The organism is Acinetobacter sp. GFQ9D191M (assembly GCF_011174875.1).
Classification (GTDB): Bacteria; Pseudomonadota; Gammaproteobacteria; order Pseudomonadales; family Moraxellaceae; genus Acinetobacter.
Genome location: NZ_JAALGV010000071.1, coordinates 66404 through 83234, shown reverse-complemented (window position 1 = coordinate 83234; position 16831 = coordinate 66404). Strand labels below are relative to the sequence as shown.

The following is a 16831-nucleotide window of genomic DNA, read 5'->3' as shown; positions in this document are numbered from 1 at the left end:
GTATTTCGCAAGCGGTGCTTGCCTTTTATAGCGGGCTTATGCAAATCTAATATAAGAACATAAAGGTTGAACTATGGAAAATACCGGAATCTGGGTGGCAGTTGTCATCATCGTTTTCGTACTGGGGTCTATTTTTGGTCTGCGTGTGAGTCCCAGAGAAAAGGCATTAGGACTCATGCGTGATAAAGCCCGCAAGATGGGCTTACATCCACGTCTGGTGGTTGCGCCGGACTGGACCAATATTCCCAAGGCGACTGAAAGTCGTGCCAGTATGGTGGCCTATTACAGTGTGCTGCTTCCAGATGCCCGTTTACCGCTGATGCGTGCCCGCGTGGTTGATAACAAACTTGAACTGGTGCATGGGGATGACAAATTTAAAGATTTTCCCATTGCATTAAAGGGCATTTATGCTATTGATATGCAGGCAAACTGTGTAGGACTCTATTGGGATGAAGAATCTGATCTTAGAGCCACACAACTTGATGACATCAAGGCACTATTACATTCTTTGGCTGAACTTTAATTTTAGAAATAAACAGGATTAAACGGTTAATATGGCGAACGCTCCTCGGTCCACATCAAAAAGCAGCACGGCGAAGTCTTCCGACGCTGGAAGTAAACGTGCCTTGGTGATTGTGGAGTCGCCTGCAAAAGCGAAAACAATCAACAAGTATCTCGGTTCAAACTACATCGTGAAATCCTCGGTGGGTCATGTGCGTGACTTGCCGACGGGCGGCTCTGCGAAAACTGCAGAGAAAAAACCGGTGACCCGAACCAAGCTGACTGAAGCAGAAAAAGCGGAAAAATCACAGCAGGCGTTGATTAACCGGATGGGTGTCGATCCAGAACATGACTGGAAAGCCAAATATGAAGTCCTTCCGGGCAAGGAAGGCGTAGTCGCTGAACTGAAAAAACTGGCATCGCAAGTCGATGAAGTGTATCTCGCAACGGATTTGGACCGTGAAGGGGAAGCGATTGCCTGGCATTTAAAAGAAGTGATCGGCGGCGATGATTCACGCTATCAACGTGTGGTCTTTAACGAAATTACCAAAAATGCCATTCAGGAAGCGTTTAAACAGCCCTCACGTCTAGATACCAATAAGGTCAATGCCCAGCAGGCACGCCGTTTCCTGGATCGTGTCGTCGGCTTCATGATTTCGCCACTGCTATGGGAAAAAATTGCCCGTGGTCTGTCTGCGGGGCGTGTACAGTCTGTCGCTGTAAAGCTGGTCGTGGAACGCGAACGTGAAATTCGTAAGTTCATTCCTGAAGAATACTGGCAGGTTTTTGCAGATACCAAATCCAAGAAAGATGATATTCGTCTGGAAGCGGTCAAGCAAAATGGCAAGACTTTAAAGCTGCATAATAAAGCTGAAACAGATGCTTTACTGAATCTGATTAAAGACGCTGAATATAAAGTTATTAGCCGTGAAGATAAGCCGACCAAGGTGAATCCAAGCGCGCCGTATATCACGTCTACCTTGCAACAGGCCGCAAGTACCCGTCTAGGTTTCTCGGTGAAGAAAACCATGATGCTGGCACAGCGCCTGTATGAAGCTGGTTTCATTACCTATATGCGTACTGACTCCACCTTCCTGAGTGATGATGCAGTCAATATGGTGCGTGGTCATATCGAGTCTGAATATGGCGAGAAATATCTGCCAGCCAAGCCGAACCGTTATGGTAATAAAGCTGGTGCGCAGGAAGCCCATGAGGCCATTCGTCCATCCAATGTGGCATTGAAAGGCGATAGTCTGGCTGGAGTGGAACGTGATGCACAGCGTCTGTATGACCTGATCTGGCGTCAATTTGTAGCTTGTCAGATGACACCAGCAGAATATTTATCATCGACTATTTTAGTGGATGCGAATGGTGTTGAACTGAAAGCCAAAGGTCGTACTCTGGTATTTGATGGTTTCACCAAAGTTCGTGGCCAGAACAAATCTGATGATGATGTACTGTTGCCTGCTGTGAAAGTTGGTGAAGTGCTGAAGCTGGAAAAACTAGATCCATCTCAACATTTTACCAAACCACCGGCACGTTTTACTGAAGCATCTTTAGTCAAAGAGCTTGAGAAAAAAGGTATTGGTCGTCCTTCGACTTATGCTGCCATTATCTCGACCATTCAGGATCGTGGTTATGTAAAACTGGAGAACCGTCGTCTCTTTGCTGAGAAGATGGGTGAGATCGTCACCGATCGTCTGGATGAAAGCTTCAATAACCTGATGAACTATGACTTTACTGCAGACCTTGAAGGTCAGCTGGATAAAGTGGCAGATGGTGAGCGTAACTGGAAAGATCTGTTAGACAGCTTCTATGGTGACTTCAAAAAACGTCTGACCAATGCTCAGGGTGAAAACGGCATGCGCCGCAATCAGCCTGTAGAAGTTGAAGCAGTCCATTGTAAAGAATGTGACCGTCCGATGCAGATCCGTACCGGTACAACAGGCGTATTCCTGGGTTGTTCGGGTTATAACTTGCCACCGAAAGAACGTTGTAAAGGTACATTGAACCTGACTCCGGTTGAATCTCTGGCTGCACTATCTGATGATGATGCAGCAGAAACTGCTGACCTGATGTCGAAAAAACGTTGTCCAGTCTGTGGCACTGCAATGGACAGCTATGTGATTGATGGCGGCCGTAAACTGCATATCTGTGGTAATAACCCGGACTGTACAGGTTATGAGCTGGAAGAAGGCGAATTCAAGATTAAGGGTTATGATGGCCCAACCATCCCATGTGATAAATGTGATGGTGAAATGCAGCTGAAAACTGGCCGTTTTGGTCCATATTTTGCCTGTACCAGCTGTGAGAATACCCGTAAAGTCTTGAAGAATGGTCAACCTGCGCCTCCGCGTGTTGATCCGATCAAGATGGAACACTTACGTTCAACCAAGCATGATGATTTCTTTGTTCTGCGTGATGGTGCCGCCGGTCTGTTCCTGGCCGCGAGCAAGTTCCCGAAAGTCCGTGAAACTCGCGCACCGAAGGTTGCAGAACTGCGTACTGTAGCGGATCAGCTAGATCCAAAATATCAGTTTATTTTGCAGGCACCAGATGGGGATCCTGAAGGAAATCCAACCTTGGTGAAATTCAGCCGTAAGAACCAGTCTCAATATATTGGTTCGGAAACCCCTGAAGGCAAGCAAACCAAATGGTCGCTGGTCTATCAGGATGGCAAATGGGTTGAGGCCTAAGCTATAAGACATCAAGAAAATGCTGACGAAAGTCGGCATTTTTTTATGACTAAGTATTTTTGATCAACACAGTTCTAGGATATTCTAGGCGTTAAATAATAAAAGATTAAAATAGGAATCATGCATGACTTGGCTAGATAAATTCCTGTTCTTAAGTATCGGATTAGGATCTATCCTCTATTTCATGCTTAAAAAGATTAATGAAATGGGTATTCCTATGGATCGGGGAATGCTGATGATTCTGGTGATTATTATGTCACTGGTTAGTTTGAGCTGTGTTTTATATCTGCGCTCTGAAGATCAAAAAACGAAACAAAAATAACATTTAAATTAACTCTCTATTGGCATGTTCATATGTGGAAAAAAATCCGAATCCTGATTTTATTGATGATTTTGTTTGTGGTGGCAGTAAATGCTTATCGAGATCAGAATCAGGACTGGAACAAACCAATCTTTGTTCTGTTGCATCCGATCAATGCAGATGGATTGGCGACCACACAGCAATATATCCAGCAATTGTCTGCTCAGGATCTAAAAGGAACACAAGAATATCTGGAAAAAGCGGCCCAGCAGTACCGTGGACAGCCCACTTATTTTTATTTTAATCTGGGGCGTGAACTTAAAGAATTGCCGCCTAAAGTGCCGGAGCAGGCCTCCTTACTTGGCAATATTTTATGGAGTCTGAAATTCCGTTTCTATGCCTGGCAACAGCAGCAAGGTTCAGATCCTTCATCGAATGTTACTCTCTTTTTAAATTATTATGATCCTGCACACACCCAGCAATTAAAACATTCAACGGCTCTGCAAAAAGGCCGAATCGGTTCAGTCAATCTATTTGCTTCAAGCAGACAGTCTGACCAGAATAAGATTGTCCTAGTGCATGAATTACTGCATGCCTTTGGCGCTTCAGATAAATATGATCTCGCCACAGGCCAGCCGATATACCCAGTGGGTTATGCCAATCCCAATCAGCAGCCTTTATTTCCCCAAACCAAAGCTGAGCTGATGGCAGGGCACATTCCGGTATCGCAAAGTACCAGTAAAATGCCAGAATCTTTAAATCAGACCCTGATTAATGAAATCACGGCGATTGAACTTGGCTGGAAAAAATAATTAACAAAGTGCTAAATAAACCGGCATAACTTACTATTTCTATAGATAAACTCAGTGAATTTCTAACAAATTTCTCCATGATTTAAGAGTATAATCAAAGTCATAGCCAATGACTTGAGAAGAATATGAAGACTGTTGGAAATGATCTTGTTCGGCATCAATTGCATGAAAACCGTAAATGGTATTTAGGCCTGGGTGCCTTATTAGTGTTATTTGGAATCGTACTGTTAGCGTCGCTGCCTTTTGCCACCTTATCCATCGTATTCTTGTTTGGGGTCCTGATGATGATAGGTGGGGTGGTTCATCTGATCGCCGGGATTAAAATCTTCGATGGGGCATTTCGCTGGCTCTGGCTGCTATTTGGTATTATCTATTTTATTGCGGGCTATTATGCTTTTAGCACGCCAGCGAAAACTGCGATTGTACTGACCAATCTACTTGCGATTGCTTTGCTTGCGGCGGGAATAATTCGCATCTTCAATGCTTTTATCTTTAAAGCATTCCGTGGCTGGGGCTGGACTTTATTTTCCGGGATTTTAACTTTAGCTACAGGTATCCTGATTCTATTGTCACCGAATGCACCGTTCTGGGTTCTGGGCGCTTTTCTGGCAATCGATCTTTTGTTCCAAGGGATTAACTATTTGACTTTGGCTTCCTATATCAAACATCGTGTGCCAAAAAGCTCCGCAGATCTTTAAGTAAGATCAGTATAAAAAAGAGTGTGAATCAGCGCTCTTTTTTATTGGCATGTTCAGCTTTGCCTGTAAGATGGGTATGCACTTCAAATTAGTATAAAACCTATCACGCGGCCGATCATATTCATGAAAACCTTTGTTCTAGCGCCAGATTCTTTTAAGGAAAGTATGACTGCCGAGCAGGCCTGTCAGGCGATGCAGCGTGGTATTTTGCAGGTCTTTCCTGACGCAAATTGTATTACTGTACCCATGGCAGATGGTGGTGAGGGAACTGTAGATGCATTAATCTCAAGTCTAAAGGGTGAACGAGTAACGTGCCGAGTTACAGGGCCATTAGCCAGTCAGTCGATCGGAACTTATTTTGGATTGGTTAATGCAGGTCAGACCGTAGTGATTGAAATGGCCAAGGCCAATGGCATTCATCTGCTCGAAGCTACTCGGCGTAATCCCATGTTGACCTCGACTTATGGCACAGGGGAAATGATCAAACAGGCGCTAGATCTTGGCGTAAAGAAAATCATTATTGGGCTCGGTGGTAGTGTTACCAATGACGGTGGTGCCGGTATGGCTCAGGCTTTGGGAGTCCGATTCTTAAATACTGCAGGAGAATCAATTCAGGTCTGCGGTGGTAATCTGGATCAGATTGATCAAATTGATTTTTCCCAACTCGATGCTCGTTTAAACAATACGGAAATCTTGATCGCTTCAGATGTGAATAATCCGCTCTGTGGGTCGAATGGTGCTTCAGCGATCTTTGGGCCGCAGAAAGGTGCAACATCGGAAATGGTGCAACAACTGGATCGGAACCTGAGTCATTTTGCTGATCTGGTTGAAACAAGCTTAGATATTTCTTCTAAAAACCTTCCCGGCGCAGGGGCAGCCGGTGGGTTAGGTTTTGGGCTGATGGCGTTTGCAGGAGCAAAGCTGCAATCCGGTGTAGCGTTAATTATGGAACAGAATAAACTGGCACAAAAAATTGCGAATGTAGATTATGTTTTCACTGGCGAGGGCAAGATTGATCATCAGACTGCTTTAGGAAAAACACCATTTGGTGTGGCTCAGGTCGCCCAGCAATTAAATAAACCGGTAATTGCGTTTGCAGGTTTGGTCGGTGAGGGGATTGAGTCACTGTATCAGGTTGGTTTTAGTCAGATTGTGGGGATTAATCCACCAGATTTTTTATTGGAAGAAGCATTAAAAGATGCTGAGCAAAACCTAGAGCAAGCGTGTGCTCGTGTTATGAAAGAAATTAAAATAAAGTTTGAACAATAAGATAGATAAATTTTTATGAGCTAACTTAGCTTAATGCACGACCTCATTTACGGTTTACTAAACTTATGCGTGCGGGTTACGTAGGTACATTGTTACTTTGACGGAGCAAAGTAACCAAACTCCAGTGTTATTCAGATGATGCATCCCTGCATCACTGAATAACGGCGGCATCCATGCCGCCTGGCCGGAATCAAATGCTTTCTAGAATATTGAGGATACGTTTTCTAGGAACAGCTCTGTTAAACTACATCTATCCACAAAAAGATGAGTGACCATGAGTTTAGCCGCCCTAATTGATGAACTGAATCCCCAACAAAAGCAAGCTGCGACGACGGATGCTAAGCATAGTCTGGTTTTGGCTGGGGCAGGCTGTGGCAAGACCAAAACTATCGTGGCACGTGCAGCTTATCTGATTGATCAAGGCGTACCGGCAAACCAGATTCAGATTTTGACCTTTACCCGTCGTGCAGCCAGTGAAATCGTGGCACGGGTGGAACTGGCACTCGGTGAACAGGCCAAAGGCTTACGTGCATCGACGTTTCATACCTTCTGTATGTATCTGCTGCGCCGGATTCCAAAGGCTTTTGGTCTGGAACAGTTTTCAATTATTGACCGTGATGATCAGCTGATGATGTTCCGCCTGATTCGCGGGCGTGATGACAAGAAAAATCCGAATTACTTGCCGAAGCCACAGGAACTCTGTGATCTATATTCCTTTGCGCGGAATACCCGGCAGAAACTGAGTCTGGCTTTGGAAAAGCAGATGCCGGAATGTCTGGCACTCAAAGACCAGATTGCCGACATCATGAAAGAATATGAAGCTCGTAAGCGTGCGCGTAGTTTTCTGGATTATGATGATATCCTCGCTGTGGTGGCGACTGCTTTGGCACAGTCTGAAGGGCTAGTGGAATATGTGTCCTCAATTTGTCGGCATATGCTGGTGGATGAAATGCAGGATACTAATCCATTGCAATGGGCATTGCTGGAACCGCTAAAAGATCAGATCAGTCTGTTTTGTGTTGGCGATGATGCACAGTCGATTTATGGTTTCCGTGGTGCTGATTTTGAAAATATTCACCATTTCAAGGAACGGATACCGGATGCAAAAATTTTTAAACTAGAAAAGAATTACCGCTCAACTCAGGAAATTCTGGATCTATCTAACTGGCTGCTGGATCAGTCCGAAATCAAATATGACAAGCGTCTGGATGCGCATCGTGGTGAAGGCATCAAGCCAAAGATGCACATTTTCCCGAACGAGTTTGATGAAGCGAAATGGATCGCGATTGATATTAAAGAGCGCCATTATCTGCAAGGCAGCAAATGGTCCGATCATATGGTGCTGGTACGTTCCAGTTATGCAGCGCGACATATTGAAGCAGCTTGTATCGCGGCCAATGTTCCGTATCGATTCATCGGCGGGATGAAACTGTTAGAAACTGCGCATGTGAAAGATCTGCTCAGCCTGTTGCGTGTGGTGGCGAATCCTCTGGATGATATTGCCTGGATGCGTTTTTTAACGTTGTGGAATGGTGTGGGTGATGTCGGAGCGAGTAAGCTGTCTCAGCAGCTTTTAGCTGAGCCAGAGATGGATATCATTGCCGACAAGCTAGAAAAATTTGGCAAGATTCCACTGGAAACCATTCTGATTATGAAGCAAATGGCGGTACTCAAAACCGAAGTACAAGCCTGTGTCAGTCTGGCAGTCCAGGCCATTGAAGCACAACTGGCCGAGAACTATAAAAAAGACTGGAATCGCCGTCAGGGAGATTTTGAATTGGTAAAACAGCTGGCTTCCAAGCATGCTCAATTGAGTGAGTTTCTGGAAGAGTATGTGCTCGATCCGGTCTCTATTTCCGAAATTGAACGCCAGTCGGATACGGATGTGGTGACCCTCATTACCATTCACTCGGCCAAGGGTACGGAACAGAAAGTCTGTTATGTGGCTAATGTTACGCCGGGACAATATCCGCATGCACGGGCGCAAGGGGATTTTGATGATGTCGAGGAAGAGCGGCGTGTATTGTATGTGGCGCTGACTCGTGCACAGAATGAACTGATTCTGACCAAGCAAAACCTGAATCACTGGGCGCGTGAAACGGTAGATGAGCAGGGGCGTAAAATTGAAAGCTATTTTCTCAATGATTTGACCCGCAATTTATGTGTCACAGAAACTCATTACAAAACCCGTCAACAGACTGTGAAAAGTGCTTTAATTGAGCGCCAGTCGATTAATTTAGATTTTGGGATTGATCTCGATTAAACTATCCCTTCTGGGTTTGACGCAAAAAGTAGAGTAGGCACGTGCTTTTTGATTATTTTTGCCTATCTTCTTAAGGTTATCCGATGAAAATTTTAGTTCGTAACTTGGCGCGCACTGTAACAGAAGCTGAATTGCTGACCCTGTTTCAGCAATATGGTACTGTTGAGTCTTGTACGCTGGTCATGGATGCAGAAACAGGCAAGTCTAAAGGTTTTGCCTTTGTAGAAATGCCACATGGCCGTGAAGCTGTTAAAGCGATTAAAGGTTTAAATACACTGCGCCTGCATGGTCAGGGGATTCGTGTGAAGCAAGCTGAAGAAAAGCCACAGGCTTAAATAACAGCTGATAAAAAAGAGCATGTATGATGCTCTTTTTTTTGCCTTTAAAAAGGCCTAGATTTTTACTGAAGGGTTAATATCAGCAGTCTGAAGTATCAAGATCATGCAGAATAGATCGACAGCGTAGACAATCTTGCATTGCGTAATGCGAGCGGACGTTTTACTTTATAAGAGCCAAAATTTGTTTTAATGCTTAGGAAATCTCGATGACACGAGTTGCTCGCTATCATGCGGACCGTACCAATCAAAAACTTTATTTCGCCCGTATGGCCTGTCAGCAGGCTGAACAGACTGATCATGTGCAGCAGGCACAAGCTCATCGTGAAGCTGCCGTATTCCATCTGCATGGGGCGCTGCTGGCCTTTTTGCAGGAACTGGTACGCTATTACCGTCTGAATGACCTGAGCCCGACGCTGAAATCGATTGAAGAGCTTATGGCGGCTAAGGGGCAGGTATCACCTGAAGTGACCGTATTACAGCATTTATCCAAAGATGGTTTTCTTGCTGAACTGAAACGTGCTTACCGTCTCTGCCAATATGCGCCAGAGCCAAGTTCGCCACAACCCGAAGACGAAACTTCTTCAAATCTCATCATTAAAGTCACACAGACACCACAAGCCTGGTTACCTGATACTGCTATATTACGAGAATGGCATCGTGACCTGACGCAGCTTATTGATGGTTTTCGTAATGAGATGGTTGAATTTTAATCTGATCAGCTGTACTTGAAATTGCGATTATTAACCCTATATCAATTACTCTAATGATGCAAAGTGCAATCGCTCTTTGCCACCATGTTGAACATGGAGGATATATGTCTATAGAACAGTTGAAAGATTTATTTGGTAATCAAGACGCGATTTTAGAACTCGTTCAACTTGAAGGTGGCGCGTTGGCATTACGAAATGCGGGCTCAAAAAAACAGCCATTAGTCATGATTCAGTTTAATGACGAGGTCAAAGCCCTGTTGGGTGATCAAACGCCTGTGATTGCACAACACATGATTCAGGCCGCTTTATATGGTTTGCTGGAACAGCAGGTCAATGAATGGCAAGCTGAAGTTGTGGATGAAGAGCCCAAATATATGAGCTAAATTGCCTACCCTGGCGAGCAGGAAAGCACACTTGAAGTGTGCTTTTTTTGTGTTTATAAAATGAAAAAAATAGAGAATAAGAGAAAAAAATTAAGTCTATTAAACAGAAAAGTAATCTGAAATTTTATGGTTTGCCGATGTGATAAATTCCAGTCCAATCAATAAAAAAAGAAGTTGTCAATTTTGACAACTTCTTTAATGAATCAGCCTGAATAATGCGTAGGTGGATGGTTATGTGCAATCTCGATCTGGTTCAAAATATGATTGCTCATATTTCTCGCCATTTCCTCTTTGGCATAGTACACCTCGCCAATATTGTCACGGCGAATCACTTCGGCTTCTTCCTTGCTTTCCGCACATAGCAGGATCTGAATAGCAGGGTTTAGGGTCTTGGCAATATCCACGATTTTATGGATATCAATAATATCCATCGGTGAGATCACCAATAGACGTGCATGCTGAATGTGAGCCTGAATCAACACACCGGGTTCAGTTGCGACACCAGAAACTGCCGCAATGCCTTTTTTACGCAAGTTCTCTACGATCTCACGGTTTTCTTCGGCAATGACTACCTTAATATCTTGCTCCATTAGAGATAAGGTAATTCGACGACCGACTTCACCATGCCCCACAATCACCACCTGATCACGCAGATAGTCCTGCGAGACCTCATCCGGTAGCATGGCAAGCGGATCACCACTACGCTCCAATAAGCGCGCCAGAGACGAACGTTCGCGGATCCATTTTTGTACCGGTTCTACTGCTGAGAAAATAAACGAGTTCAGGGTAATCGAAATCAGGGCACCCGCCAGAATCAGGTTTTGTCCATCGAGTGACAATAGATTTAGCGATACACCAAGTGCGGCCAGAATAAAAGAGAATTCACCGATTTGTGCCAGAGATGCACCGACGGTGAGTGCCGTATTGATTGGGTAGCGGAAGAACAGCACCAGTGCCATCGCTGCGATGGTTTTACCAATCATGATAATACCGAGCACCGCCAACACATGAAGTGGCTGATCCATCAGGATACGCGGATCAAACAGCATACCGACGGACACAAAGAACAGAATCGAGAAGATTTCACGCAGCGGTAAGGTTTCTTCTTCGGCACGGTGGCTGAAGTCAGACTCTTTCACTACCATCCCGGCAAAGAACGCACCGAGTGCCATGGATACGCCAAAGACCTTATAAGCCCCAAAGGCAATCGATACGGCTGCAGCTACGACGGTTAAGGTAAATAGCTCACGTGAGCCTAAACGTGCCACCACCTGCATGATCATTGGCACTAAACGTTTACCAATAATCAGCATGAAAGCAATAAAGCCGGCTACTTTGAGCAAGGTAATGCCTAAGGTGATCCAGACATTCTGATCGCTACTACTGCCTTCCAGTGCCTGACCACCGAGAAGTACTGCAGTTGCGGGTAATAATACCAGTGCCAGAACCATAACCAGATCTTCAACCAGAAGCCAGCCGACTGCAATTTTCCCGTTAATGGATTCGAGCAGGCCACGATCCCCTAGGGCTTTGAGAAGCACGACGGTACTGGCACAGGACAGGCTTAAACCAAAGATCAAGGCAGAGCCAAAATTCCAGCCCCAGAGCATGGAGACCCCGACCCCGAGCAGTGTCGCGACTGCAATCTGCAAGACTGCACCCGGCAAGGCAATACGCCTGACCTGCATCAGGTCATTCAGAGAAAAGTGCATCCCGACACCAAACATCAGGAACATGACGCCAAGTTCGGCCAGCTGGTTCGCCAGATGCACATCTCCAACCACGCCTGGGGTGTTCGGGCTAATCAGAATCCCGGCAACCAGATAACCAATCAGTGGGGGAAGGCGTAGACGTGCAGCGATATAGCCAAAAACCAAGGCCAAGCCAAAACCGACAGCTAACAGGATAATGAGCTCTACGTCATGTGGCACTAAACACTCCTTTAAAATAAATTTTATGAAATTTCAGTTTTTTATGGGAAATAAGCACAGAAAATGCCAGAAGAAACAGAAAGTTTATCAAGCCGCATAAAAAAAATGCAAAAAAAAACGACCGGGAAGGTCGCTTTTTTCAAAAAACTAAAATTATTTGATTTTAGCTTCTTTGAAGATTACGTGTTGACGGATTTTTGGATCAAATTTTTTGATTTCCATTTTTTCCGGCATAGTACGTTTGTTCTTAGTAGTGGTATAGAAATAACCTGTACCAGCTGAAGAAACTAAGCGAATCTTATCACGCATTGTCCTGACTCCTTACTTAGATCTTTTGACCTTGAGCACGAAGGTCAGCAACAACCTTTTCAATGCCCAATTTGTCGATAATACGCATACCTTTAGTGGTTAAACGAAGACGTACAAAACGTTTTTCGCTTTCTAACCAGAAACGGTGGTGGTGCAGGTTCGGCTCGAACCGGCGCTTAGTTTTGTTGTTGGCGTGTGAGACGTTGTTACCAACGACTGGACGCTTGCCGGTAACTTGGCAAACCTTAGACATGGTGTAACTCCATTGATTTAGCCAACAGCAAATCTGTATGGCCAGTCAAAAATAAACGGATTGAATTCATTCAAGGGGCGTTTTATATCAAAAATGCGCTTAAAAGACAAGCGATTTTGTCTAAAACGAAGCATGAGCCCGTGTGATAGCTCATGCCTTGATCATTTATCGAAGAAGTGTCTTCGAAATCAGCTTATGGATCGGCTTATTAAACGGAGGCAGAATGTATTTCAAGCTATACAGCTTAGGATTCGACATTACAGACCGTTCATGCGACAAACTGAAGAAGCCTTCTGGCCCATGATATTTACCCATACCGGAAGCACCGACACCACCAAATGGCAGGTCATCCTGTGCGACATGGGTTAATACAGTGTTTTGCCCGAAATGCCCTGAATGGGTACGCTGTGCGACATAATCAGCACGCGCCTGATCAAAGTCGAAATAGTATAATGCAAGTGGACGCGGACGGCTATTAATAAAGTCGATAACGTCGTCAATTTGATCATATTCCATGATCGGCAGGAGCGGCCCAAAGATTTCATGCTGCATGATCTGCATGCTTGGCATAACATTGGTCACGATGGTCGGTGCAATTTTACGCAGGTCTGCTGGCGATTCATTACGTGGATTGATTTCAATAATCTGCGCGCCTTGCTCACGGGCATCATCCAGATAACCTTGCAAACGATTGTACTGCTTGTCATTGATAATCGAGGTGTAATCCTGATTATGGCTGATGTCCGGATACATGCTTTCGACACAGGCTTTAAAATGATCGATAAACTCGGCAGTTTTGCCACGCGGCAGGAACATATAATCCGGTGCCACGCAGGTTTGGCCCGCATTCCAGAGCTTGCCCACGGCAATACGCTGAGCTACATCACGCAGGTCAATGGATGGATGCACTAGTACAGGGGATTTGCCACCCAGTTCCAGAATCACAGGTACCAGATTTTCCGCAGCTGCTGCCATCACGGTTTTACCCACAGCCGTTGAGCCGGTAAAAATCATCTTGTCAAAAGCCAGTCGGCAGAAGGCATCAGATACCGTACCGCCACCATTCACCACGGCAACCAGTTCTTTAGGAAAGGCTTCAGCTAAGGCTTTTTCCAGTACCTTGCCAAAGGCAGCGGATGAACTGGAAATTTTGATCATGGCATGGTTGCCCGCAGCTAACGCACAGATCAGAGGACCAATGGATAATAATAAAGGGTAGTTCCACGGTGCGATGATGCCGATCACGCCTAGAGGTTGATACTGTACCCAGGCTTTTGCCGGCTGGTGAATAATACCGACATGACGCTTGGACGGTTTCATCCAGCCGGTCAGGTTTTTGCTGTAATATTTAATATGTTCAAGACAAGTCAGTAACTCGCCAATTTTGGTTTCCCCGATAGAGCGGTTACCATAGTCTTGATTAATTGCATCGGCAAATTGATCTTGATACTTAACTAAGATACGCTTAAGCCGAGCTAAACGATCGATACGTTCCTTTGCAGTCGGCAGTGGGTAGCGTAAGTAGGCGTATTTTTGTTGAGCCAGAATTTCATTGAGGTGCTGGCTATCAAGAAAATGTGGTGTCATTGAAGTTGTTTTTGTGTGACTGTTCATGCCGCACTACCATTATTCAAAATCGATTAATTAATTTTTAGAGCAAATACTCTAATTAGTCAAGTTACTTTGTGTGTTAGCCTTACTAATGCATGAACTGAATGGTTATTTTAGGATGTCCCAAACCAAAACGTTAAAAACCAAAGAGCGTATCTTACAGCTCAGCTTGCAGTTGTTTAATGAACGTGGCGAACGATCTGTAACCACCAACCATATTGCTGCTGAACTCGGCATGAGTCCGGGTAATCTGTATTACCATTTCCGTAATAAAAATGAAATTATCAAGGAACTGATGGAGCAGTATCAGCATCAGACGCTGGAAATGCTGGCACTTCCGGAAGACCGTGCTCTGGATGCCAATGACAAGATTCATTATTTTCAGGTACTGAGCAGCCAACTTTGGGCTTATCGTTTTCTGCACCGTGACGTATACCATCTGGTCGAAAATAACGAAGATTTCCGCAAGCTTTATCCGCGTTTTGCCGGACAGGTTATGCAGCAGGGACAAAAAATTTATAAAGCCTTCGTAAATGCCGGCCTGATGGAAATGACCGATTCAGAAATTGAAGCGCTGATCATTAACCTCTGGATCGTACTGACCAACTGGACCAACTTCCTGTATATGTCGGGACATATTACCGATTCCAACACTCTGGAAGAAAAATGGGTCTGGCAAGCACTGCGTCAGATGGTGTTCCTGGAAGGTGCTTATCTGCGTGGTGAAAGCCGTCAGACGTATGAAAGCTTACTTAACTCGTTCGGTTCCTCAGAGCTGTTTGCCAGTCTGTCGTCGCCTAAACCGCCTGAATCTGAACAAACTATTCAGAATATCTAAGAAACGCGTTAGAATACTCGGCTTATTTTTTTAATTTAACTAATTAGTGACCTTAACCAACATGAATATGACGACTGCTAATACCGCACGTTTATTGATTACTTGTGAAGACAAGCCAGGCATCGTGCAGGCTGTTTCAAGCTTCTTGTATCATCAGGGTGCCAACATTACGGCGCTTGATCAATACGCGACAGCAGCGCAGGGCGGACGTTACTTCATGCGTGTTGAGTTTGAACTGGACAATCTGCAAAGCCGTAAAGAAAGCCTGTTGCAGACTTTTGCTGGCAATGTTGCAGAGCGCTATGGCATGCACTGGCGTCTGGCACTGGTCAGTGATGTGAAAAAGGTCGGTATTCTGGTTTCTAAAGTCGACCATGCGTTGCTAGAGCTGTTATGGCGTCATGCACGCGGCGGTCTGCCATGTGAAATCACTAAAGTGGTATCTAACCACGAAACTCTACGTGAATCAGTAGAAAACTTTGGTATTCCGTTTGAAGTGGTTCCTGTGACCAAAGAGAACAAACGTGAAGCCTATGCACAGATTGATGAACTGATGCAGGGCAACGATCTGCTGGTATTAGCCCGTTATATGCAGATTCTCGATGAAGAGTTCGTAAGTAAATGGGAAATGAAAGTGATCAATATTCACCATTCATTCCTGCCAGCGTTCGTGGGTGCTAATCCTTACAAACAGGCTTATGACAAAGGTGTAAAACTGATCGGTGCAACTGCACACTATGTGACAGCTGATCTGGATCAGGGTCCAATCATCGAGCAGGATGTAGAGCGTGTGAACCATGACTTTACTGTTGAACAGCTGCGTGAATTGGGTCAGGATGTTGAACGTAATGTGCTGGCACGTGCAGTGAGATGGCATCTGGAAGACCGTGTGATTGTCGACGGCAATAAAACTGTCGTGTTCCAATAAGCGCTTGCATCTCGGTTTAAAAAAGGCATACTTTAAGTATGCCTTTTTTGTTTGAAACAAAAATAATGGAGAAAAGTGGGATTAGTAGTTGCAAATGAAAACACTTCTCATTTATTATTGGCGTACTTTAATTGTGCTAACCGATGAGCTTGATAGTTTGTTTCGCATCATCTCTTCGAGGTAAATAGATTTAATGAGTCAAGTTGCTGCTCCCATGACACCACCACCGTCAAATCAGATGAAAAAGAAAGTCGTTTCTATTCTGGCGGCGGTTCTGGTTGGACACGTGGGTCTTTTATGGGCAGTCAGCCAGATGGAAGCACCTGAACTGAAACAGGTCGATAAAGAACCTTTAAAGGTTCGTTTTGTCAAACTTCAGGAAGCCCCAAAACCTTTACCACCCAAGCCAAAGCCGCCAGAGCCTAAACAAGAGCCACCAAAGCCGAAAGAAGTTAAAATTGTAGAAAAACCGCTGCCACCGCCACCCAAAAAAGTAGAAAAAATTGAGCAGGTGAAAAAAGCAGAAACGCCTAAACCTGTTACTGCACCGCCAGTTGAGGCCAAACCGGCACCAAGTCCAGTGGTTCCTGCGGTCGTGACTGAAACTAAAAAAGTGGCACCTGCGCCTGCACCGGTTGCGCCACCAGCACCTGTCGCACCGCCGGCTCCACCTGCACCGCCAGCACCGAAAAGTGTTGCAATTGGCGGCGGCGTATCTTGGCAGCGTGCACCAAAAGTGTCGCTCTCGGCAGGAGAGTTAAAATCAGCCTGTTCATTGGTGGTGGATGTATCTGCAAATGAGCAGGGGAAAGTGGTCTCTGCGACCGCACGAAATTCGAGTTGTAGTCCGGCCGTTACGCGCAAAGTTGAATCAGCGGTACGTCGTGCACAACTGACCAAATATGTTGAAAATGGTGTGGCTTATCCAACCCGTGTGGAACAGCCTTTCGATTTTCAGATTACCAAATAACGGCTAACCCATTAGGAGTT

At 45.0% G+C, this 16831-nt stretch carries 17 protein-coding genes; 13 read left to right on the top strand and 4 right to left on the bottom strand.

Annotated elements, in window-relative coordinates:
- Window positions 1-73 precede the first annotated feature (73 nt).
- The 10 genes from G5T77_RS11070 to G5T77_RS11025 all read left to right on the top strand — a co-directional run bounded on the left by G5T77_RS11070 (window position 74) and on the right by G5T77_RS11025 (window position 9971).
- Window positions 74-523 carry an ammonium transporter gene (locus G5T77_RS11070; protein WP_004781877.1) on the top strand — a complete coding sequence of 150 codons (450 nt, stop codon included), beginning with the start codon at window positions 74-76 and terminating at the stop codon, window positions 521-523.
- Window positions 524-554: 31 nt separating this feature from the next.
- Complete coding sequence (gene topA, locus G5T77_RS11065) at window positions 555-3197, top strand: type I DNA topoisomerase (RefSeq protein WP_166136253.1); 2643 nt, start codon at window positions 555-557, stop codon at window positions 3195-3197.
- Window positions 3198-3321: 124 nt separating this feature from the next.
- Entirely contained in the window at window positions 3322-3519 is a 198-nt protein-coding gene (locus tag G5T77_RS11060) for a hypothetical protein (RefSeq protein ID WP_004781881.1), read from the top strand.
- Between the two features lie 32 nt (window positions 3520-3551).
- Window positions 3552-4310, top strand: coding sequence for a hypothetical protein (locus tag G5T77_RS11055; RefSeq protein ID WP_159123624.1), 759 nt, complete (start codon window positions 3552-3554; stop codon window positions 4308-4310).
- A gap of 125 nt (window positions 4311-4435) precedes the next feature.
- A complete protein-coding gene (locus G5T77_RS11050) occupies window positions 4436-5008 on the top strand; it encodes an HdeD family acid-resistance protein (protein ID WP_166136256.1) in 573 nt (190 codons plus the stop codon).
- A 123-nt stretch (window positions 5009-5131) separates the two neighbouring features.
- Entirely contained in the window at window positions 5132-6277 is a 1146-nt protein-coding gene (locus G5T77_RS11045; RefSeq protein WP_166136259.1) for a glycerate kinase, read from the top strand.
- A 274-nt stretch (window positions 6278-6551) separates the two neighbouring features.
- Window positions 6552-8540: an ATP-dependent helicase gene (locus G5T77_RS11040; protein WP_166136262.1), complete on the top strand. Its 1989-nt coding sequence runs from the start codon at window positions 6552-6554 to the stop codon at window positions 8538-8540.
- Between the two features lie 83 nt (window positions 8541-8623).
- Window positions 8624-8875: an RNA-binding protein gene (locus G5T77_RS11035; RefSeq protein WP_004781890.1), complete on the top strand. Its 252-nt coding sequence runs from the start codon at window positions 8624-8626 to the stop codon at window positions 8873-8875.
- Window positions 8876-9084: 209 nt separating this feature from the next.
- A complete protein-coding gene (locus G5T77_RS11030) occupies window positions 9085-9588 on the top strand; it encodes a DUF6586 family protein (protein WP_159123620.1) in 504 nt (167 codons plus the stop codon).
- A gap of 104 nt (window positions 9589-9692) precedes the next feature.
- Window positions 9693-9971 (top strand): hypothetical protein, encoded by a 279-nt coding sequence (locus G5T77_RS11025; RefSeq protein ID WP_004781893.1) that lies wholly within the window; start codon window positions 9693-9695, stop codon window positions 9969-9971.
- 203 nt (window positions 9972-10174) lie between these two features.
- On the opposite strand, the gene G5T77_RS11020 is transcribed toward G5T77_RS11025, so the two are convergent.
- The 4 genes from G5T77_RS11020 to G5T77_RS11005 form a co-directional block, all read right to left on the bottom strand.
- Window positions 10175-11902, bottom strand: a complete 1728-nt coding sequence (locus G5T77_RS11020) for a cation:proton antiporter (RefSeq protein ID WP_159123619.1) — start codon at window positions 11900-11902, stop codon at window positions 10175-10177.
- Window positions 11903-12055: 153 nt separating this feature from the next.
- Complete coding sequence (gene rpmG, locus G5T77_RS11015; protein WP_001205031.1) at window positions 12056-12211, bottom strand: 50S ribosomal protein L33; 156 nt, start codon at window positions 12209-12211, stop codon at window positions 12056-12058.
- 16 nt (window positions 12212-12227) lie between these two features.
- Complete coding sequence (gene rpmB, locus G5T77_RS11010; protein ID WP_000048256.1) at window positions 12228-12464, bottom strand: 50S ribosomal protein L28; 237 nt, start codon at window positions 12462-12464, stop codon at window positions 12228-12230.
- Window positions 12465-12629: 165 nt separating this feature from the next.
- A complete protein-coding gene (locus G5T77_RS11005) occupies window positions 12630-14078 on the bottom strand; it encodes a coniferyl aldehyde dehydrogenase (protein WP_004781896.1) in 1449 nt (482 codons plus the stop codon).
- Window positions 14079-14193: 115 nt separating this feature from the next.
- Here G5T77_RS11005 and G5T77_RS11000 point away from each other — a divergent pair, with 115 nt between their 5' ends.
- The 3 genes from G5T77_RS11000 to G5T77_RS10990 all read left to right on the top strand — a co-directional run bounded on the left by G5T77_RS11000 (window position 14194) and on the right by G5T77_RS10990 (window position 16811).
- The gene (locus G5T77_RS11000; protein WP_034580311.1) at window positions 14194-14913 is read left to right on the top strand and encodes a TetR/AcrR family transcriptional regulator; all 720 of its coding nucleotides are present in this window, start codon (window positions 14194-14196) and stop codon (window positions 14911-14913) included.
- Between the two features lie 61 nt (window positions 14914-14974).
- On the top strand, window positions 14975-15841 hold the full coding sequence (gene purU / locus G5T77_RS10995) for a formyltetrahydrofolate deformylase (protein ID WP_004781900.1): 867 nt from the start codon (window positions 14975-14977) through the stop codon (window positions 15839-15841).
- A gap of 193 nt (window positions 15842-16034) precedes the next feature.
- Window positions 16035-16811, top strand: a complete 777-nt coding sequence (locus tag G5T77_RS10990) for a TonB-dependent receptor (protein WP_166136265.1) — start codon at window positions 16035-16037, stop codon at window positions 16809-16811.
- Window positions 16812-16831 lie beyond the last annotated feature (20 nt).